The organism is Geodermatophilus sp. SYSU D00079, assembly GCF_054050635.1.
The window spans coordinates 73,160-92,247 of the sequence record NZ_JBJGZS010000007.1; the positions used below are offsets into that span (position 1 = coordinate 73,160).

Genomic DNA, 19,088 nt, shown 5'->3' on the forward strand with positions numbered 1-19,088 from the left:
CGTGAGCGACTGGTACCGCGACGTCGCCGGCTCCGGCCTCGGCGCGATGATCACGGGGCGGCTCGGACTCCCCCGCCCCGCCGTCCTGCGCCGGTACGAGCCCGGTCAGCCGCTGCTGCCGGGCCCGGCCGTCGTCGCCTCGGTCGGCGAGGGCCGGCTGGGCAAGCAGGTGACCGGGCTGCTGGAGGACGCCGGGGTCCCCGTGCTGTCCCCGGCCGATGCCGGCGAGCGGCTCGCCGCGGTGCTGCTCGACGCCACCGGGGTGACCGGCCCGGGCGACCTGGCCGAGGCGCTCGCCGTGCTCGCCCCGGCGGTGCGGCGCCTGGCACCCTCCGGCCGGGTGCTGGTGCTGTCGGCGCCGCCGGCGGAGGCCGCCACCCCGGCCCGGGCCGCCGCCCGCCAGGCGCTGGAGGGGCTGGTCCGGTCGCTGGCCAAGGAGCTGCGCGGCGGCGCCACGGCCAACCTCCTGGTGGTCCCGGACGGCGCCGAGGACGGGGTCGCGGGCCCGGTCCGCTTCTTCCTCTCGGGCCGGTCGGCCTACGTCGACGGCCAGGTGGTCACCCTCACCGCGGGCGACGCCCCGGTGGAGGAGGACGTGGAGCGCCCGCTGGCCGGCCGGGTCGCCGTCGTGACCGGGGCCGCGCGCGGCATCGGCGCGGCGATCGCGCGGGTGATGGCCCGGGACGGCGCCCACGTGGTCGCCGTCGACGTCCCGGCCGCCGGGGAGGCGCTGGCCGAGGTCGCCAACGAGGTCGGCGGGACGGCGCTGCAGCTCGACGTCACCGCGCCGGACGCCGCCGCCCGGCTGGTCGACCACCTGCGCGGACGCCACGGCGGGGTCGACGTCGTCGTCCACAACGCCGGCATCACCCGCGACAAGCTGCTGGTCAACATGGACGCCGCCCGCTGGCAGTCGGTGGTGGCGGTGAACCTGCAGGCGCAGCTGGACCTCACCCGCGCGCTCCTGGACGCCGACGGGCTGCTGCGGCCGGGTGCCCGGGTGGTGGCGGTCAGCTCGCAGTCGGGGATCGCCGGGAACCGCGGGCAGACCAACTACGCGGCGTCCAAGGCCGGGGTGATCGGCATGGTGCGGGCGTGGGCGGCGGAGTTCGCCGCGCGCGGTGCGACGGTCAACGCGGTCGCGCCGGGGTTCATCGTCACCGAGATGACGGCGAGGATGCCCTTCGGCCCCCGGGAGATCGGGTCGCGGATCAACTCCCTGCACCAGGGCGGGCTGCCCGTCGACGTCGCCGAGACGATCGCCTGGCTCGCCTCGCCGGGGGCCGCGGCGGTCAACGGCCAGGTCGTGCGGGTGTGCGGACAGTCGGTTCTGGGGGCCTGATGGAGCGCAGGGAGCTGGAGGCGGCGCCGTCGATGCCGGCGCTGTTCGCGCGGGCGGCGGCCACCACCCGCGGCCGGGGTGGTGAGCTGCCCGACACCCGGCTGGTCCGCACCGGGGTCGTGGCCGACCCCGCGGACGTGGCCGCCTACGCGCGCGTCTGCGGGTTCGGGGTCACCGGCACGCTGCCGGTGACCCACCTCCACGTGCTCGCCTTCCCGCTGCACGTCGCGCTCATGGCCGACCGGTCGTTCCCGGTCGCGCTGCCGGGACTGGTGCACGTCCGCAACCGGATCGACGCGCTGCGCCCGATCGGGGTCGGTGAGGCCCTCGACCTGGAGGTCTGGGCCGAGCGGTTCGCCCGCCATCCACGCGGGGCGACGGTCGACCTGTGCGCCTCGGTCTCGGCCGCCGGGGCCGAGGTCTGGCGGAGCCGGTCGACCTACCTGGCCCGCGGGGCGACCGCCCCCGACGGGGCGCCCCGGTCCGACGTCGAGGTGACCGTCGGCGCGCTGCCGGACGGCGCGGTCCGCTGGACGGTGCCCGCCGACGCCGGCCGGCGCTACGCGGGGGTGTCCGGCGACGTGAACCCGATCCACCTGTCCGGGCTGACCGCGAAGGCGTTCGGGTTCAAGCGGGCGATCGCGCACGGGATGTGGATCGAGGCCCGGGCGCTGGCGGCGCTGGAGGGCCGGCTGCCCGAGGCGCTGACCGCCGACGTCGCCTTCCGCAAGCCGCTGTTCCTGCCCTCGACGGTCACGCTGGCCACCGCCCCGGTGGACGGCGGCTGGGACCTCGTCGTCCGCAACGCCGCGGCCGGCACCGAGCACCTGCGCGGCACCGTCCGGCCGCTCTGACGACGGCCGGGGCTGCGCGAGGGCCCGGTCTCCGGTGGGGTGGGGGCATGGACCGGATGGACCCGACCGAGCACCCCCGCCCGCTGCTCCGCCGTCCCTGGACCTCCCTGGACGGGGAGTGGGAGTTCGCCGCCGACCCCGACCTGACCGGGACCCCCGGCGCTGTGGCGTTCGACCGGCGCATCCGGGTGCCCTACGCCCCCGAGACGCCCGCCAGCGGCGTGCACTGGAAGGGCCCACTGCGCCGCGCCTGGTACCGCCGCCCGCTGCCGGCCCCGGACGGCGACCGGCGCACGGTGCTGCACCTGGGCGCCGTCGACCGGGTCTGCGACGTGTGGGTCGGCGGTGCCCACGTCGCCCACCACGAGGGCGGCTACACCCCGTTCGCCGTCGACGTGACCGACGCGCTCGGCGACGGCGCGGACCTCGTCGTCCGCGCCGACGACGACCCGCTGGACCTCGAGGCCCCGCGGGGCAAGCAGGACTGGCGCGACGAGCCGCACGAGATCTGGTACCCGCGCACCACCGGGATCTGGCGCACGGTCTGGCTGGAGCAGGTGGCGCGGGCGCACGTGGCCGACGTGCAGTGGCGCGGCGACCCGCGGACGCTGCGGGTCGACGTCCGCGTGGAGCTGGCGGTCCCGGTGACGGGGGCGCGGCTGCACCTGCGGCTGCGCGCCGGGGACCGGCTGCTGGTCGACGACGTCGCGCGGGTGGACGGCGCGGTGGTCGAGCGGACCGTCCAGGTGGGCGACGGCGGGCACGACGACCGCGGCGCCCTGCTGTGGCAGCCGGGTTCCCCGACCCTGCTGGACGCCGAGATCGCGCTGGTGGGCGACGCGGGCGAGGTGCTCGACGAGGTGCGCAGCTACACCGCGCTGCGGTCGGTGGCCGTCGACGACGGGCACTTCCTGCTCAACGGCCGGCCGGTGCGGCCGCGGTTGGTCCTCGACCAGGGCTACTGGCCCGACACGGGCGCCACCCCGCCCGACGTCGACGCCCTCCGCCGCGACCTGGAGCTCACCCGCGACCTGGGCTTCACCGGCGCGCGCAAGCACCAGAAGACCGAGGACCCCCGCTACCTCGCCCTCGCCGACCGGATGGGGCTGCTGGTGTGGGCGGAGATGCCCTCGGCGTACCGGCCCGGGCCCACCGCCGCCGCCCGCCTGCTGCGCGAGTGGCCCGAGGTCGTCGCCGCCCACCGGGGGCACCCCAGCGTCGTGACGTGGGTGCCGCTCAACGAGTCCTGGGGGGTGCCCGAGGCCGAGACCGACCCCCGGCAGCGCGCGCTGGTCCGGGCGCTGGCGGCGCAGGCCGACGCCCTGGACGGCACCCGTCCGGTGTCGGCCAACGACGGCTGGGAGGCGCTGGGTGGCGACGTCCTCGGCATCCACGACTACGGGCAGGACCCCGCGCAGCTGGCCGCCCGCTACCGGACGGCGGCCGACCTGGAGCGGACGGCCACCGGTCGGCGTCCCGACGGGCGCCTGGCGGACCTGGAACGGGCCGGGACGGCGGGCCGGGCGGTCGTCCTGTCGGAGTTCGGCGGGATCTCGCTCAACGCCGAGGCGCTGCGCGGCCGGCCCGACGAGGGGGACCGCACCGAGGCGTGGGGGTACGCCGACGCCTCCTCCCCGGAGGACCTCCTGACGCGGTACCGCGACCAGTGGGCGGCGGTGCACGCCAGCGAGGCGCTGGCCGGCGCCTGCTGGACGCAGCTGACCGACACCTACCAGGAGGTCAACGGCCTGCTGACCATGGACCGGCTGGCCAAGTGCGACCCCGCCGACCTGCGCCGGGCGACCCTCGGCAGGCGGTGAGGCCGGTGTCCGGACATCCGTCCGCAGGGTGAGCACGATCACCCACCCCCGGGGTGGTGCCCGCAGGCTGCGTGGCGGCATCGGCCCTGCTCAGGGTCGTACCGTCGGGTCCGAGGGCGGTCCGGACGGACCGTCCGGGAAAGGACTCTCATGAGCACGACAGACGTGGCCGCCGGCGACTCCACCGCGCAGGTGGCCCTGCCCCCGGGCCGGCTCTACATCGACGGTGGGTTCCGCGACAGCACCGGCAGCGCCCGGCGCGACGTCGTCGACCCCGCCACCGGAGCGGTCGTCACGACGGTCCCCGAGGGCACCGTCGAGGACGTCGACCTCGCCGTCCAGGCCGCCCGGCGGGCCTTCGAGAGCGGCCCGTGGGCGACGATGAGCCCGCGGGAGCGGGGCGGGATCCTGGTCCGCGCCGCCCAGCTGATCCAGGAGCACGCCGAGGAGCTGGCCCGGCTGGAGAGCCTGGACACCGGCAAGCCGATCGCCTTCGCCCGGATGATCGACGCCGGGACGACCGCCGAGCACTTCTCGTACTTCGGCGGTCTGGCCGGCGCGATCGAGGGCGCGACCCGCGGCATCCGCGGCCCGGGTCTGGCCTACACCCGGCGTGAGCCGCTGGGCGTCGTCGCGGCGATCACCCCGTTCAACTTCCCGATGATCCTGTCGACGTCGAAGATCGCCCCGGCCCTGGCGGCGGGCAACACGGTGGTCCACAAGCCGGCGGAGGACACCCCGCTGACCGCGCTCCGGATCGCCGAGCTGCTCACCGAGGCGGGCCTGCCCCCGGGCGTGCTCAACGTGGTGACCGGCGACGGCGCCGTCGCCGGTGACGCGCTCACCCGGCACCCCGGGGTCGACCGGATCGCCTTCACCGGCTCCACGAGGATCGGCAGCCTGATCGCGGCCACCGCGGCCGCGAGCGTCACCCCGGTGACCATGGAGCTCGGCGGCAAGTCGGCCAACATCGTGTTCGAGGACGCCGACCTCGACGAGGCCGTGCAGGCCGCCGTCTCCGCGTTCGTGTTCAACACCGGCCAGTTCTGCATGGGTGGCACCCGCCTGCTGGTGCAGCGCTCGGTCTACGACCAGGTGCTCGCCGGCGTCGTCGGCGGGGCCACCCACGTCCCGGTCGGGGACCCGCTGGACGAGGGCACGGTCGTCGGTCCGATGGCCGGCGAGCGGCACCTGCGCAACGTCGAGCGCTACGTGGCACTCGCCGACGGCGGGCCGGACGGGAAGGTCGTCGCCGGCGGCGAGCGGCTGGACCGCCCCGGGTTCTACATGGCCCCGACGGTGGTCACCGACGTGGCGCCGGACTCCCGCCTCGTGCAGGAGGAGATCTTCGGGCCGGTCCTGACCGTGCAGGTCTTCGACACCGAGGAGGAGGCGGTCGCGCTGGCCAACGGCACGCCCTACGGCCTGGCCGCCGGCCTGCACACCCGGGACGTCGCCCGGGCCCACCGGGTCGCCGCCCGGCTGCAGGCGGGCCTGGTCTGGGTCAACACCTACGGCGTGCTCGACGTCAGCCTGCCCTTCGGCGGCTACAAGGCGTCGGGCTACGGCCGGGAGAACGGCCCCGAGGCGCTCGACGAGTACCTGCAGACCAAGTCGGTCTACGTGGCCCTCTGACCCCCGCGCGACGCGCGCGGCCGTGATCGGCACGCCCGCGTGCCGATCACGGGATCGGTGCTCGACGACACGCCGGTGGGCGGCGTGTCCCGCGGCAGGGACCCCGTGCTCGACGGCGGCGGCCGCCGTCCCCACCCGGGGACGGCGGCCGCCCGTGTGTTGCGGAGAGGTATCGATCAGCGTCCCGACCTGCGGGGTCGACGCGACGGGGGCAGGGTCGGTGCAGGTCGCAACTGCCGAGCCCGCCGGAGGTCACCCGTGCGCAGCAACCGACTCCTGCCCCTGATCGCCGCCGGGGCGCTGGTGCTCAGCGCCTGCGGCGGTGGCGAGAGCGTCGACACCGGCGGCGGTGGTGGCGGGGGCGGCGACAACGTGCTGGTGGCCGCGGTCAGCGCCCAGCCCGACCAGTTCGACCCGCACGTGACCACGGCGTACCCGAGCTTCCAGGTGCTGGAGAACGTGTACGACACCCTCGTCGTCCCCAACGCCGAGGACCTCACCTTCGAGCCGAGCCTGGCGACGGAGTGGACGACCAGCGAGGACGGGCTGACCTGGACGTTCACCCTGCGCGACGGGGTGACGTTCCACGACGGCAGTGAGTTCGACTCCGCCGACGTCGTCTACTCCTACAACCGGATCATCGACGAGGAGCTCAGCAACTCGTTCCGGTTCGCCAACGTGGCGTCGGTGGCGGCCGACGGTCCGCAGACCGTCGTCATCACGCTGAGCCAGCCGACCCCGAACCTGCTGGAGCGGATCGGCGCGTTCAAGGGGATGGCGATCCTCCCCGAGGGCGCGGCCGAGGACCTCGACCTGACCACCGAGGCCGTGGGCACCGGCCCGTTCCGGCTGGAGAGCTCGGACGCCAGCAGTACGGTGCTCACCGCCTACGAGGACCACTGGGGCGGGGCCCCGAGCATCGACGGGGTCGAGTTCCGCTACATCACCGAGCCGGCCGCGGCGCTCACCGCGCTGCAGAACGGCGAGGTGCAGTGGACCGACAACGTCCCGCCGCAGCAGATCGAGTCGCTGGAGGGTGACGACACCGTCGAGCTGCAGCGGACGCCGAGCGTCGACTACTGGTACCTGTCGATGAACTACGCCCGGGCGCCGTTCGACAACCGCGACGTCCGGCGGGCGATCTCCTTCGCGATCGACCGCCAGGCGGTGGCGGAGGCGGCCTGGTTCGGGGCGGCCCAGGCCAACCAGACGGCGATCCCCGAGGACAGCTTCTTCCACCACGACTACGCGCCGTTCACCCCCGACCCCGAGCAGGCCCGCCAGCTGCTGGCCCAGGCCGGCGTGCAGACCCCGCTGACGATGGGCCTCATGGTCACCGACGAGTTCCCGGAGACCGTCACCGCCGCGCAGGTGATCGCCAGCCAGCTCGAGCCGATCGGCATCGACGTGGAGATCGAGACGCTGGACTTCGCCACCTGGCTGGACCGCCAGGGCCAGGGCGACTTCGACGCCTTCTACCTGGGCTGGCTGGGCAACCTGGACCCCGCCGCCTACTACCAGGAGCAGCACCAGACCGACGGGCCGAACAACTACCAGGGCTACAGCAACCCGCAGGTCGACCAGCTGCTCCAGCAGGGCGCGACCGAGACCGACGAGGCCGCCCGCAAGGCGGTCTACGACCAGGCCGCGCAGCTCATCGTCGACGACGTCTCCTACCTGTACCTCTACAACCCCGACGTGGTGCAGGCCTGGGCGCCCGGCCTGTCCGGCTACCAGATCCGGGCGGACAAGGCGATCAACTTCGAGACCGTGGAGCTGCCCTGAGCGGGTACCTCCTCCGCCGGGTCGGTCAGGCGCTCGTCGTCCTGGCGGGGGTCAGCGTCATCGTCTTCGCCCTGGTCCAGCTGGTCCCGGGCGACCCCATCCGGCTGGCGCTGGGCACCCGGTTCGACCAGGAGACCTACGACGCGCTGCTGGCGCGGTCCGGTCTGGACCAGCCGCTGGTGCAGCAGTACGTCAGCTGGGCCGGCGGGGCGCTCACCGGTGACCTCGGGGTGAGCTTCCGCAGCGGGGAGACGGTCACCTCGCTGATCGCCGAGCGGCTGCCGGCCACGCTGACGCTGGCCCTCGCCTCGATCCTCGTGGCGCTGGTCATCGCCGTCCCGCTGGGCACGATCTCGGCCCTGCGGCCCCGCTCGGTCGTCGACCGGGTGGCCACGGTGCTCAGCCAGATCGGCATCTCGGTGCCGGAATTCTGGATGGCGATCGTGCTCATCCTGGTCTTCGCCGGGACGCTGGGCTGGCTGCCCTCGGGCGGCTACGTGCCGCTGGGCGACGACCCGCTGGGCTGGCTGCAGCGGCTGGTCATGCCCGCGGTCGTCACCGGCGTCGTGTCCGGCTCGGTGATCACCCGGTTCGTCCGGTCCAGCGTGCTGGAGGCGCTGGGCGCCGACCACGTGCGGACGGCGCAGGCCAAGGGGCTGCCGGCCCGTCAGGTCTTCACCTGGCACGTGCTGCGCAACGCCCTGCTGCCGCTGGTCACGGTCACCGGGGTGCAGCTGGCCTACCTGCTCTCGGGCGTGGTCGTGGTCGAGATCGTGTTCTCCTGGCCCGGCCTCGGGCAGCTGGCCCTGCAGGCGGTGCAGTCCCGCGACTACCCCGTGCTGCAGGGCGCGATCCTGCTGTTCGCGGTGGTGTTCCTGCTGATCAACCTGGTGGTGGACCTGCTCTACACCGCCATCGACCCCCGGATCCGCCGATGACACACAGCCGAGTCCTGCTGCGATGACGGGTGCGCCCCTCCCCGAGCCCGCGCCGTCCCCCACCGCGACCGACGCCGGCGTCCCGTCGGCCCAGCGCCCACCTCGCGGGCGCTGGCGCGAGACGCTCGGCCTGCTGGCCCGCAACCCGACGGCGGCGACGGCCACGCTCGTGCTGCTCGCGATCGTGCTCGTCGCGGTCTTCGACGAGACCCTGGCCCCCAGCGGGCCCAACGAGATCTCGGTCGGCGACCGGCTGCAGGCGCCGAGCTGGGCCCACCCGTTCGGCACCGACGACCTCGGCCGGGACATCCTCAGCCGGGTGGTCCTCGGCGCCGGCGTCTCGCTGCGGGTCGGCTTCCTCGCGGTCGCCTTCGCGCTGGTCGTCGGCAGCCTCGTCGGGCTGCTGGCCGGGTTCTACGGCCGCTGGGTGGACGACGTCCTGATGCGGTTCATGGACGTCCTGTTCGCCTTCCCGGCGGTGCTGCTGGCCATCGCGGTGCTCGCCGTCCGCGGGCCGGGGGCCGGCAACACGGCCCTGGCGATCGGCATCGTCTACATCCCGGTCTTCGCCCGGGTCACCCGCGCGAGCGTGCTCGGCGTCCGCGAGGAGGTGTACGTGCGGGCCTCCCGCTCGGTCGGGGCCTCGGACCTCCGGCTGCTGACCCGGCACGTGCTGCCCAACGCCGCGCCGCCGATCATCGTGCAGACCTCGATCAGCCTGGCGTTCGCCGTCCTGGCCGAGGCGGCGCTGTCCTTCCTCGGGTTGGGCACCCAGCCGCCCAACCCCTCGTGGGGGCTGATGCTGGCCGAGGGCCGCGGCTACATCGACCTGGCCTGGTGGCTGGCCTTCTTCCCGGGGATGGCGATCTTCCTGACGGTGCTGTGCTTCAACCTGCTCGGCGACGGCCTGCGCGACGTGCTCGACCCGCGGCAGCGCACCCTGATGTCCGGGGGCGGTCGCTGATGGCGCCGCTGCTGGAGGTCGAGGACCTGCGGGTGCGGCTGCGCACCCCCCGCGGGCCGGCGTCGGTGGTCAACGGGCTCAGCTACGCGGTGGGGGAGGGCGAGACCGTCGCCGTGGTCGGCGAGTCCGGCAGCGGCAAGAGCGTCTCGGTGCTGGCCCTGCTCGGGCTGCTGCCGGCCGGGGTCGCCACGGTCACCGGCCGGGCGCTGCTGCAGGGGGAGGACCTGCTCACGATGCCGCCCGAGCGGCTGCGCCAGGTGCGCGGCCCCGGCGTCGGCATGGTCTTCCAGGACCCGATGACGTCGCTGAACCCGGTGCTCACCGTCGGGCGGCAGCTGGTCGAGGGGATCCGCGCGCACGGCGAGGTCAGCAAGGCCGACGCGCGGCGCCGGGCCGCCGAGCTGCTCGGCGAGGTCGGCCTGCCCGACCCGCAGGGAGCGCTGGACCGGTACCCGCACGAGCTGTCCGGCGGGATGCGGCAGCGGGTGGTCATCGCGATCGCGCTGTCGAACTCGCCGTCCCTGCTGATCGCCGACGAGGCGACCACCGCGCTCGACGTCACCGTGCAGGCGCAGATCCTCGACCTGGTGGAGCGCTTGCAGGCCGACCACGGCACCGGCGTCATCTGGATCACCCACGACCTCGGGGTGGTCGCGGGCATCGCCGACCGGGTGCTGGTCATGTACGGCGGCCGCTGCGTGGAGGACGGCACGGTGGACGACGTCCTCGAGCGCCCGGCGCACCCGTACACGCGCGGGCTGCTCGGCGCGCTGCCCGACCTCGCTGCGCCGGCCGTCGACGGCGAGGTGCCCGAGCTGGCCACGGTCCCGGGCGTGCCGCCGGCCCCGACCGACCTGCCACCGGGGTGCGTGTTCTGGCCGCGCTGCCCGGTGCGCTCGGACCCCCGGTGCGAGACAGAACAGCCGCCGCTGGCCGTCGTCCGCGGGGGCCGAAGTGGCCACGAAGGCCGCTCCTCGGACGGCCAGGATGGCCACGAAGGCCGCTCCGGGCTGCCGCACCGGGCGGCGACGTGGTGTGAGGAGGCGCCTCGTGGATGACGTGCTGGTCTCCGCCCGGGGGCTGGAGGTGCACTTCCCGATCCGCTCCGGCGGCCCGCTGCGGCGGACGGCGGGGGTGCTCCGGGCCGTCGACGGGGTGGACCTCGACATCCTGCGCGGCGAGACGCTGGGCCTGGTGGGGGAGTCCGGCTGCGGGAAGTCCACGCTGGGCAACGCGCTGCTGCGCCTGGTGCCCCCCACCGGCGGCACGGTGACCTTCGACGGCACGGACGTGACCGCGCTGGACCGCCGCGGCCTGAGGGAGCTGCGCCGGCGCGCGGGCATGGTGTTCCAGGACCCGTTCGCCTCCCTCGACCCGCGGCGCACCGTCGCGCAGACGGTCGCCGAGCCGCTGGAGGTGCACGGGCTGCGCGGCGGACGACGCGAGCGGGCCCAGCGGGTCGGCGAGCTGCTGGAGCTGGTGGGCCTGGACCCCGCGGTGGCCGGGCGCTACCCGCACGAGTTCTCCGGCGGGCAGCGCCAGCGGGTCGGCATCGCCCGGGCCCTGGCCGGTGAGCCGGACTTCCTGGTCTGCGACGAGGCGATCGCGTCCCTGGACGTCAGCGTGCAGGCGCAGGTGCTCAACCTGCTGCGCCGCCTGCAGCGCCAGCTCGGCCTCACGCTGCTGTTCATCTCCCACGACCTGTCCGCCGTCCGGCACATCTCCGACCGGATCGCGGTCATGTACCTGGGGCGGGTCGTGGAGATCGGGCCGGCGTCGGCGGTCGGGTCGGACCCGCAGATGCCCTACACGCAGGCGCTGCTGTCCGCCGTCCCGGTGCCGCACCCGGCGCTGGAGCGCTCACGCCGGCGGATCGTGCTGGGCGGCGACGTCCCCTCGCCGGCGAACGTCCCCAGCGGCTGCCGGTTCCGCACCCGCTGCCCGCACGCGTTCGAGCCGTGCCCCGACGTCGACCCGGCGCTGCAGCCGGTCGGCACCGCCCCCGGGCACGTCGCCGCCTGCCACCTGCACGGGGTGGTGGGCCGGCCGGTGCACCGGGAGGGCGCCGAGGTCGCCTCCTGACGCCGGCGGCCGCCGCCGTCCCTCGCCGTCTCCCGTGCCGATCACCGGGTCGGTGCACGGTGACACGCCCGTCGGCGGCGTGTCGGGCGGCACGGATCCCGTGATCGACGGGGAACGGGTGGGCGCGAGCCCGCCGCGGGGGCGCCGTCCCTGGTAGGACTGCCGCGTGCGGACGGCGGACCTGCGCGAGCGCTTCGCCTCCGGTGCCGTCGCCCGGCTGGCCACCGTGCGCCCGGACGGCGCCCCGCACCTGGTGCCCCTGGTGTTCGCGCTCGTCGAGGACACGGTCTACTCGGCCGTCGACGCCAAGCCCAAGCGGACGACGCGGCTGCAGCGCCTGACCAACGTCCGCGCCGACCCCCGCTGCGCCCTGCTCGTCGACCACTACGAGGACGACTGGTCGCGGCTGTGGTGGGTCCGCGCGGACGGCGTGGCCGAGGTCGTCGACGCCCCGCCCGCCGGGCACCCCGGCCTCGCCGCGCTGGCGCGTCGGCACCCCCGGTACCGCGAGCAGCCCCCGACCGGACCGCTGCTCGTGATCACCGTCGCGCGGTGGAGTGGTTGGTCCGGCACGTCCTAACCAGGAGGTCAGCGTGGAGATCGGCATCGGCGTCCCCAACAGCGTGCGCGGCACCACCGGCGCCCAGTTGATGGAGTGGGCCCGACGTGCGGAGGCGGCGGGCTTCTCCACGCTGGCCTCGATCGGGGCGGTCTCGTACCCGACGTACGAGGAGCTGACCGTGTTCGCCGCGGCCGGTGCGGTGACCGAGCGGATCCGGTTCATGCCCAACGTGCTCATCGCCCCGGCCCGCAGCACGGCGGAACTGGCCAAGCAGGCGGCGACCGTGCAGGAGCTCACCGGCGGTCGGCTGACGCTGGGCCTGGGCGTGGGCTGGCGCGAGGCGGACTACACGCTCACCGGGCGCGACCACGCCGGCCGCGGGCGGGTCTTCGACCAGCAGCTGGCCGACCTGCGGCGGGCCTGGGCGGGGGAGGCGATCGCCGCGGGCACCCGCCCGCCGTCCCCCGAGATCGGCTGGCCGGACGTGCCGATCATGGTCGGCGGCAACACCGACGCGGCCGTCCGCCGCACCGTCGAGCACGGCATCGGGTGGACGGCGGGCGGGATGACGCCGGAGATGACGGCGCCGTTCGTCGAGCGGGTGCGGGCGGCGTGGCGGGACGCCGGCCGGGAGGGGGAGCCGAGGATCGCGGCGCTGAACTACTTCTCGCTCGGTGACACCGAGGAGCAGTCGCGGGCCTACCTGCTGGACTACTACGAGCCGATGGGCCGCGAGCTCGCGGAGATGATCGCCGGCAGCGCGCACCGGTCGCCGCAGCAGATCAAGGAGGTCGTCGCGGCGTTCGCCGAGATCGGCGTCGACGAGCTCGTCCTCGACCCCACCGTGTCCGACCCGGCGCAGGTGGACCTGCTCGCCGAGGTGGCCCTGTAGCTCATCCCGGGTGGACGGCGCGCCGGTGTGGCACGGTGACGCGATGACTGTGGCTGAGCACAGGAGCGGTCAGCGGACCCAGGCGGTCACCTCCTACCGGGGCCACGGCATCCACGCCGCCCCCGGCGTGCACGAGTACGCCGTGGAGCTGGTGCGGGCCGCGCTGCCCGACGGCGGGCGGATCCTCGAGGTCGGATCGGGGTGCGGCGCGCTGGCGCTGCGGCTCCGCGACGCCGGGTTCGACGTCGTCCCGACCGACCTGGACCCGCCGCACGACTGGATCCACCGGCTGGACCTCGACGACCCGCAGTGGACCGACGAGACCCGCGGCCCGTTCGACATGGTCGTGTGCGTGGAGACGCTCGAGCACGTGGAGAACCCGCGGCAGGTGCTGCGGTCGATCCGCTCGCTGCTCCGGCCCGGCGACAAGCTGCTGGTCAGCACGCCGAACATCACCCACCCGCACTCGCGGCTGAAGATGTTCGCCAAGGGCTCGCCGTACATCTTCGGGCCGGGCTTCTACCACTCACCGGGGCACATCACGATCCTCCCGGACTGGATGCTCACCGAGCACGTCCGGCTGGCGGGGTTCGACCGGATCGAGGTGCGCAACGGCGGCAACACCTTCTACACGGGGCTGGTGCGCCTCGGGTACCGGCTGGAGATCGCGCTGCTCCGGCTGATCGGCGTCCGGCAGCGGGCGCACTCCGGCGACGGCATCTGCACCTTCGTCACCGCGACGGCGGTCTGAGCGGCCCGCACCCTGCGGTGGACCACGGGGTCGGTGCCGCCCGACACGCCGCCGGCCGGCGTGTCACCGTGCACCGATCCGATGACCGACGGGGAACCGCGCGCACTCGGCGGGGAACCGACCCGCGCCGCGGGTTAGCCTCGACGGCGCCAGGAGGGCTCGCCTAGTGGCCGATGGCGGCGGTCTTGAAAACCGCTATGGGGTCAAACCCATCGTGGGTTCGAATCCCACGCCCTCCGCCGAGTGTCCCGGGCCGCGGGTTAGCGTTCCGCCGTGGCCACCGCTCCGTTCCGCCCGCCCTGGTTCGGCAACCGGGGGGTGCAGGTCCTCGCCGCCGGTGCGCTGGTCTACTCGCTGGTCCAGCTGGTGCTCCAGGCCGTCGACGGGGAGTGGGGCGAGGCGTTCCTGAGCTTCGCCTGGGGCGTGCTGTTCGGTTACGTGCTGGTGGAGTCGCTGCGCTTCCGCCGGCAGCAGGACGCCGCGCGGGACGAGCCGGCCGGGCCCGAGGCCTGACCGCTCACGCCGTCAGGTTCACCAGCTCGTTGACGCAGAGGACGACGAACAGCAGCGCCGCCGCGGTCAGCAGCAGGTTGGACAGCCACCGGTTGCGCCAGCGTCCCGGCGTCCGCCGGCTGTTGAGCAGCCACAGCAGGGTGAGCGCCAGGAACGGCATGAAGAAGGCGCCGAGCGCGCCGTAGGCCACCACCAGCGCGAACGGCTGGCCGAGGAACAGCAGCGTCATCGGCGGGAAGGTCAGCCACAGCAGGTAGGCGCGGTAGGGCCAGCTGCGCTCGGCGGGGCCCTCCGCCAGCTGCCCCGACGCGCGCCGCGACGTCCGGACGAAGTCGGTGACCAGCAGGCTCACCCCCTGCCACACGCCGAGCAGCGACGAGAACGACGTGGCGAAGAAGCCGACGAGGAACAGGGTCGAGACGACGGGGCCGAACCGGTCGCGGAGGATCTCGTCGAGGTCGAGCAGGCCGCGGTCGCCCTCGGTGAGGGAGGTGCCGCTGGCGTACAGCAGGTCGGCGCCGACGATGAGCATGGCGACGACGAAGACACCGGTGGTGATGTAGGCGACCCGGTTGTCCAGCCGCATGACCCTCATCCACGAGGCGTCCCGCCAGCCCTTGGCGTTCACCCAGTAGCCGTAGGCGGCCATGGTGATCGTCCCGCCGACGCCGCCGACCAGGCCCAGGGTGTAGACCGCCGACCCCTCCGGCAGCCGCGGCACGAGCCCGCCGAGGGTGGCGCCCAGGTCGGGGACGACGAGCACGGCCAGCCCCACGACGATGACGAACATGACCCCGATGAGCACGGTCATGATCCGCTCGAAGACGCGGTAGTTGCCGAACCACACGATGGCCAGGCCGACGAGGCCGCAGAGGATGCCCCAGGCCGGGATCGACAGCGCCGGGAACATCGCGGCCAGCGGCAGCGCCGACGACGTCATGGCGGTGGCGCCGTAGACGAAGCCCCAGACCACCACGTAGACGACGAAGTAGACCGACGTCCAGGCGCCCATGGAGCGCCAGCCGGCGAAGATCGTCGACCCGGTGGCGAGGTGCCAGCGGCCGGTCGCCTCGGCCAGCGCGATCTTCACGACGACGCCGAGGACGACCGCCCACAGCAGCGCGTACCCGAACCGCGAGCCGGCGATGAGCGTGGCGACGAGGTCCCCGGCCCCCACGCCGGTCGCGGCGACGACGATCCCGGGGCCGACCAGGCGCCACCTCTGGGTGCGCTGCTGCGGCTGGTCGGACGACGCTGCGACGTCCTGGCTGAGGTGCTCGCTGTCCGGCACGGTCATGCCCTCCGCGGTCTCGACGGCCCCCGTCCAGTCCAGCCGAGGGCCCTCGGCGCGGCAACCGCGGGATCAGGCGCGGACGACGAGCTCCCCGCCGTCCGCGGCGAACTCCTGCCGCAGCTCGCGCAGGATGTCCAGCCCACCGGCGTCGGCGGCCCGCACCCCGCGCAGGTCGAGCACCACGCGGGCGTGGCCGCTGTCCCGCAGCCCGTCGGCGGTGCCGCGCAGCAGGTCGGCGCCGAGGGAGGTCAGGTGGCCGCTGGCGCGGATGAGCCCGGCGTCCCGGTCGACCACCTCGGTGAGGGCGATCATGCCGGCACCCCCGCCTCCACCCCGATGACCCGCCAGAGGCCGGTGCGGCGCAGGAGGTCCTCGGTCCGGCGGTTGGCCCCGCGCAGCACCACCGCGCCCCCGCGCGCCCGGCAGATGCGGTGCGCCCACAGGAAGCTGGCGACGGCGGGGCTGGACAGGTGCTGCAGCTCGGAGAGGTCGACCACGATCCGGCGGGCGCCGGCCAGCAGCGCGTCGTGCAGGAGCCAGCGCACGTCGGCGAGGCCGTCGGCGAGCAGGGCGTCGTCGAGGTGGATCGTGACCACGTCCGACCGGGTCTCGACGTCGGTCCGGTGCCGCGCGGCGGCCATCGTCATCTGTGTCCTCCTCGGTGTCCGGGCGCCGATCCTGCTGACGTCCCCTGACAGCCTGGTGGGAGGAGATTGAGATCCCGCTGGGCGTTGCTTTGCGATCGCGTGACGGCCGGCCGAACGTCCGGTGTCCGGTGGCAGCATGGCGGGAGTGGCCCCGCGTCTGCTGGTCGTCGAGGACGACGACCCCATCCGCACCGCCCTGCGCTGGGCGCTGGAGGACGAGGGCTACGACGTCGGGGAGGCGGTGAGCGGCGAGGAGGCGCTGGCCGCCGTCGCCACCGCACCCCCTGACCTGATGGTCGTCGACCTCATGCTCGGCTCGATGGACGGCTTCGCGGTCATCCGGGAGGTCCGCCGCGACCACGACCTGCCGATCATCGTGGTCAGCGCCCGCGCCGACACCCACGACATCGTCGCCGCGCTGGAGGCCGGCGCCGACGACTACGTGACCAAGCCCTTCCAGGTCAAGGAGATCACCGCGCGGCTGCGGGCCCTGCGGCGGCGGGCGGCCTCCGGCGCCACGGGGGCGCCGGAGGCCGGACCCGCGGAGGTGGTCCTCGACCGGCACCCGGCGGCACCGCTGGTGCTGCGCGAGGAGCGCGGCACCGTGCACCGCGGCGACGAGCAGGTGCCGCTCACCCTCACCGAGTTCCGGCTGCTGTGCGAGCTCGCCTCCGCCCCGGGGCGGGTGTTCAGCCGGCAGGCGCTGCTGGAGCGGGTGTGGGAGCACGGCTTCTTCGGCGACGAGCGGATCGTCGACGTCCACATCCGGCGGCTGCGCACCAAGGTGGAGCTCGACCCCGGGGCGCCGCGGGTCGTGGTGACCGTGCGGGGGCTGGGCTACCGGCTGGACCTGCAGTGAGCGGACGAGGGCGCGAGCACCGCGGCGAGCGCGAGCGGGCGAGGAGCGGAGCGCTCCGCGGAAGCGGACCGAGGACACGGTGAGAGCGGCCCTCGCGTCGCGGGGGCTGCGGGCGCGGATCGTCCTGGGCTTCGCCGCGGGCGCGCTCCTGGTCTCGGTGGTGCTGGTGACCACCACCTTCCTGCTGGCCCGCGGCTACCTGCTCGACCAGCGGGAGCGGTCGCTCACCCGGCAGGCCTTCGCCGACGCGAACGTGCTCAGCAGCCGGCTGGCCACCGCGGGCACCGAGGTCGGCGACGTGGTGGCCGAGCTGGTGCCCTCGGGCGGGGCGGACGTCGTCGTCCGCAGCGGGGACTCCTGGTACTCCTCGAGCCTGGACGTCGGGGCCCGCGACGTGCCCGCGGAGCTGCGCGCGATCGTGGCCGACGGGTCGGCCGGCACGGTCCGGGTCGAGACCTCCGCCGGCCCGGCGCTGCTGGTCGGGGTGCCGGTGGCCGCCGCGGGGGTGGAGTTCTACGAGCTGTCCCCGCTGACCGAGCTGCAGATGGTGCTGGGCACCCTGGCCGCCGTGCTGGGGGCGGGGGCGCTGGCGGCCACCGCGGCGGGGGCGGCGTTCGGCGGCTGGGCCAGCCGGCGCGCCCTGCAGCCGCTGGAGCAGGTCGCCGGCGCGGCCACCCGGATCGCCGGCGGCGACCTCGACACCCGGCTGGCGCCCACCGACGACCCCGACCTGCTGGCGATCGTGGCCGGGTTCAACAGCATGGTCGACGCGCTCGCGGCCCGGATCGAGCGCGACGCCCGCTTCGTCGGCGACGTCAGCCACGAGCTGCGCAGCCCGCTGACCGGCGTCCTCACCAGCGTGGAGGTGCTCGCCGCCCGGCGCGCGGAGCTGTCCCCGCGCGCCGACCAGGCGCTGGCCCTGGTCGAGGGGGAGCTGGAGCGGTTCCGGCGGATGCTCGACGACCTGCTCGAGCTCGCCCGCATCGACGGCGCCCCGCCGTCGGACCGGGCCGTGCCGGTGTCGATGACCGCGCTGGTGCGGGAGGTGCTGGCCACCTCCGGGCGGGACCCAGGCCTGCTGGCCGGGGACCCGGAGGAGCAGACGGTGGTGACCGGGGACAAGGGCGGGCTGGAGCGGGCGGTGCGCAACCTCCTGGACAACGCCGACCGGCACGCCGGCGGGGCGGTCGCCGTCACGGTCCAGCGGCGGGAGGACGCGGTGGTCGTCGACGTGGACGACGCCGGCCCCGGCATCCCCGCCGAGGACCGGGAGCGGGTGTTCGAGCGGTTCGCCCGCGGGCTGCGGGCGGCCCGCCGGTCGCTGCCCGGGGCGGGCCTCGGGCTGGCCATCGTCGCCGAGATCGCGGCCCGGCACGGCGGTGCCGCCTGGTGCTCCCCGTCGCCCGCCGGCGGGGCCCGCTTCACGCTGTCGCTGCCCGGCGGTGCGCGGTGACGGCCCGTCGGCTGCGGCTGGGCCTGGCCGGCCTCGGCGTCGTCCTGGCCGGGTGCGGGGTGCCGACCGGGGGGCCGGCGGAGACCATCCCGGCGTCGGAGGTCCCGTTCGGGCTGACCTCGCCCAGCGCGCCACCGTCGCCGACCGTCGCCCCCGAACCGCAGCCGGACGCCGGCCGGGTCTACCTGGCTGCCCCGGACGACCGCCTCGTGCCCCGCCCGCGGGAGGTGACCGGTCCGTCCCTGCGGGACCGGCTCGACGACCTGCTCGGCGCGCTCGCCGCCGGCCCCACGACGGCCGAGCGGGACCTCCAGCTGTCCACCGCGCTGCCCCCCGACGTGCAGCTGGCGGTCACCGACCTCACCGACCGCACCGCGACCATCGACCTGACCGGCCCGGCCGAGCCCCCGGCGGGGTCGGCCAGCCGGCGGGCGGTGGCGCAGCTGGTGCTGTCGGCGACCAGCGTGCCCGGCGTCGACGCCGTCGTCCTGACCCTGGACGGGGAGCCGATCGACGCGCCGCTGCCCTCGGGGCAGCTCAGCTCGGCACCCCTGACGGCCGCCGACTACGCCGCCTACCTCGCGCCGCCGCCGGCGGCCACGCCCGTGCCGGCTCCGCCGAGCTGAACCTGCGACGGGGTCAGGCGAGGGGCCGGGACGGCGCCCAGCTGCACCATCAGGCCCAGGAAGTCGGCGGT

19 protein-coding genes and 1 tRNA gene are annotated in these 19,088 nt (G+C 75.1%); 17 read left to right on the top strand and 3 right to left on the bottom strand.

Features of this window, described 5'->3' with window-relative positions; genetic code table 11:
• Nucleotide 1: 1 nt before the first annotated feature.
• The 14 genes from ACI79E_RS08510 to ACI79E_RS08575 all read left to right on the top strand — a co-directional run bounded on the left by ACI79E_RS08510 (nucleotide 2) and on the right by ACI79E_RS08575 (nucleotide 14,138).
• Nucleotides 2-1,342 (top strand): 3-oxoacyl-ACP reductase, encoded by a 1,341-nt coding sequence (locus ACI79E_RS08510; RefSeq protein ID WP_456932091.1) that lies wholly within the window; start codon nucleotides 2-4, stop codon nucleotides 1,340-1,342.
• Nucleotides 1,342-2,196, top strand: a complete 855-nt coding sequence (locus ACI79E_RS08515) for a MaoC family dehydratase (RefSeq protein WP_456932092.1) — start codon at nucleotides 1,342-1,344, stop codon at nucleotides 2,194-2,196. The genes ACI79E_RS08510 and ACI79E_RS08515 overlap by 1 nt, the downstream gene beginning before the upstream one ends.
• Nucleotides 2,197-2,243: 47 nt before the next feature.
• Entirely contained in the window at nucleotides 2,244-4,016 is a 1,773-nt protein-coding gene (locus ACI79E_RS08520; RefSeq protein WP_456932093.1) for a glycoside hydrolase family 2 protein, read from the top strand.
• 150 nt (nucleotides 4,017-4,166) lie between these two features.
• Nucleotides 4,167-5,651 (top strand): aldehyde dehydrogenase family protein, encoded by a 1,485-nt coding sequence (locus tag ACI79E_RS08525; protein WP_456932094.1) that lies wholly within the window; start codon nucleotides 4,167-4,169, stop codon nucleotides 5,649-5,651.
• Between the two features lie 258 nt (nucleotides 5,652-5,909).
• Nucleotides 5,910-7,436, top strand: a complete 1,527-nt coding sequence (locus tag ACI79E_RS08530) for an ABC transporter substrate-binding protein (protein WP_456932095.1) — start codon at nucleotides 5,910-5,912, stop codon at nucleotides 7,434-7,436.
• The gene (locus tag ACI79E_RS08535) at nucleotides 7,433-8,374 is read left to right on the top strand and encodes an ABC transporter permease (protein ID WP_456932169.1); all 942 of its coding nucleotides are present in this window, start codon (nucleotides 7,433-7,435) and stop codon (nucleotides 8,372-8,374) included. Before ACI79E_RS08530 ends, ACI79E_RS08535 begins: the two co-directional genes overlap by 4 nt.
• 22 nt (nucleotides 8,375-8,396) lie before the next feature.
• Nucleotides 8,397-9,338, top strand: coding sequence for an ABC transporter permease (locus ACI79E_RS08540; protein WP_456932096.1), 942 nt, complete (start codon nucleotides 8,397-8,399; stop codon nucleotides 9,336-9,338).
• A complete protein-coding gene (locus tag ACI79E_RS08545; protein ID WP_456932097.1) occupies nucleotides 9,338-10,396 on the top strand; it encodes an ABC transporter ATP-binding protein in 1,059 nt (352 codons plus the stop codon). The genes ACI79E_RS08540 and ACI79E_RS08545 overlap by 1 nt, the downstream gene beginning before the upstream one ends.
• A complete protein-coding gene (locus ACI79E_RS08550) occupies nucleotides 10,389-11,420 on the top strand; it encodes an ABC transporter ATP-binding protein (RefSeq protein WP_456932098.1) in 1,032 nt (343 codons plus the stop codon). The genes ACI79E_RS08545 and ACI79E_RS08550 overlap by 8 nt, the downstream gene beginning before the upstream one ends.
• A gap of 166 nt (nucleotides 11,421-11,586) precedes the next feature.
• On the top strand, nucleotides 11,587-12,000 hold the full coding sequence (locus tag ACI79E_RS08555) for a TIGR03668 family PPOX class F420-dependent oxidoreductase (RefSeq protein ID WP_456932099.1): 414 nt from the start codon (nucleotides 11,587-11,589) through the stop codon (nucleotides 11,998-12,000).
• 13 nt (nucleotides 12,001-12,013) lie between these two features.
• Nucleotides 12,014-12,874, top strand: a complete 861-nt coding sequence (locus ACI79E_RS08560; RefSeq protein WP_456932100.1) for an LLM class flavin-dependent oxidoreductase — start codon at nucleotides 12,014-12,016, stop codon at nucleotides 12,872-12,874.
• 43 nt (nucleotides 12,875-12,917) lie between these two features.
• Complete coding sequence (locus ACI79E_RS08565) at nucleotides 12,918-13,625, top strand: class I SAM-dependent methyltransferase (RefSeq protein ID WP_456932101.1); 708 nt, start codon at nucleotides 12,918-12,920, stop codon at nucleotides 13,623-13,625.
• A gap of 152 nt (nucleotides 13,626-13,777) precedes the next feature.
• Nucleotides 13,778-13,864 (top strand) — tRNA-Ser (locus ACI79E_RS08570).
• Nucleotides 13,865-13,898: 34 nt separating this feature from the next.
• Nucleotides 13,899-14,138 (top strand): hypothetical protein, encoded by a 240-nt coding sequence (locus ACI79E_RS08575; RefSeq protein ID WP_456932102.1) that lies wholly within the window; start codon nucleotides 13,899-13,901, stop codon nucleotides 14,136-14,138.
• A 4-nt stretch (nucleotides 14,139-14,142) separates the two neighbouring features.
• Here ACI79E_RS08575 and ACI79E_RS08580 read toward each other — a convergent pair whose 3' ends face one another.
• From ACI79E_RS08580 to ACI79E_RS08590, 3 genes are all read right to left on the bottom strand, one after another.
• Nucleotides 14,143-15,435, bottom strand: a complete 1,293-nt coding sequence (locus ACI79E_RS08580) for an Nramp family divalent metal transporter (RefSeq protein WP_456932103.1) — start codon at nucleotides 15,433-15,435, stop codon at nucleotides 14,143-14,145.
• A 66-nt stretch (nucleotides 15,436-15,501) separates the two neighbouring features.
• The gene (locus tag ACI79E_RS08585) at nucleotides 15,502-15,744 is read right to left on the bottom strand and encodes an STAS domain-containing protein (RefSeq protein ID WP_456932104.1); all 243 of its coding nucleotides are present in this window, start codon (nucleotides 15,742-15,744) and stop codon (nucleotides 15,502-15,504) included.
• Nucleotides 15,741-16,079, bottom strand: a complete 339-nt coding sequence (locus ACI79E_RS08590) for an STAS domain-containing protein (protein WP_456932105.1) — start codon at nucleotides 16,077-16,079, stop codon at nucleotides 15,741-15,743. Before ACI79E_RS08590 ends, ACI79E_RS08585 begins: the two co-directional genes overlap by 4 nt.
• 136 nt (nucleotides 16,080-16,215) lie before the next feature.
• Here ACI79E_RS08590 and ACI79E_RS08595 point away from each other — a divergent pair, with 136 nt between their 5' ends.
• The 3 genes from ACI79E_RS08595 (at nucleotide 16,216) to ACI79E_RS08605 (ending at nucleotide 19,017) form a co-directional block, all read left to right on the top strand.
• Nucleotides 16,216-16,938, top strand: coding sequence for a response regulator (locus tag ACI79E_RS08595; RefSeq protein ID WP_456932106.1), 723 nt, complete (start codon nucleotides 16,216-16,218; stop codon nucleotides 16,936-16,938).
• A gap of 79 nt (nucleotides 16,939-17,017) precedes the next feature.
• The gene (locus tag ACI79E_RS08600) at nucleotides 17,018-18,391 is read left to right on the top strand and encodes a sensor histidine kinase (protein WP_456932107.1); all 1,374 of its coding nucleotides are present in this window, start codon (nucleotides 17,018-17,020) and stop codon (nucleotides 18,389-18,391) included.
• Entirely contained in the window at nucleotides 18,388-19,017 is a 630-nt protein-coding gene (locus ACI79E_RS08605; RefSeq protein ID WP_456932108.1) for a GerMN domain-containing protein, read from the top strand. The genes ACI79E_RS08600 and ACI79E_RS08605 overlap by 4 nt, the downstream gene beginning before the upstream one ends.
• Nucleotides 19,018-19,088 lie beyond the last annotated feature (71 nt).

What these genes read in the sequence shown, in the direction of transcription:
- ACI79E_RS08515 (WP_456932092.1), top strand. Translation starts at nt 1,342, where the DNA reads ATGGAGCGCAGGGAGCTGGAGGCGGCGCCGTCGATGCCGGCGCTGTTC.
- ACI79E_RS08520 (WP_456932093.1), top strand. Translation starts at nt 2,244, where the DNA reads ATGGACCGGATGGACCCGACCGAGCACCCCCGCCCGCTGCTCCGCCGT.
- ACI79E_RS08525 (WP_456932094.1), top strand. Translation starts at nt 4,167, where the DNA reads ATGAGCACGACAGACGTGGCCGCCGGCGACTCCACCGCGCAGGTGGCC.
- ACI79E_RS08540 (WP_456932096.1), top strand. Translation starts at nt 8,397, where the DNA reads ATGACGGGTGCGCCCCTCCCCGAGCCCGCGCCGTCCCCCACCGCGACC.
- ACI79E_RS08545 (WP_456932097.1), top strand. Translation starts at nt 9,338, where the DNA reads ATGGCGCCGCTGCTGGAGGTCGAGGACCTGCGGGTGCGGCTGCGCACC.
- ACI79E_RS08565 (WP_456932101.1), top strand. Translation starts at nt 12,918, where the DNA reads ATGACTGTGGCTGAGCACAGGAGCGGTCAGCGGACCCAGGCGGTCACC.
- ACI79E_RS08580 (WP_456932103.1), bottom strand. Translation starts at nt 15,435, where the DNA reads ATGACCGTGCCGGACAGCGAGCACCTCAGCCAGGACGTCGCAGCGTCG.
- ACI79E_RS08585 (WP_456932104.1), bottom strand. Translation starts at nt 15,744, where the DNA reads ATGATCGCCCTCACCGAGGTGGTCGACCGGGACGCCGGGCTCATCCGC.
- ACI79E_RS08590 (WP_456932105.1), bottom strand. Translation starts at nt 16,079, where the DNA reads ATGACGATGGCCGCCGCGCGGCACCGGACCGACGTCGAGACCCGGTCG.
- ACI79E_RS08595 (WP_456932106.1), top strand. Translation starts at nt 16,216, where the DNA reads ATGGCGGGAGTGGCCCCGCGTCTGCTGGTCGTCGAGGACGACGACCCC.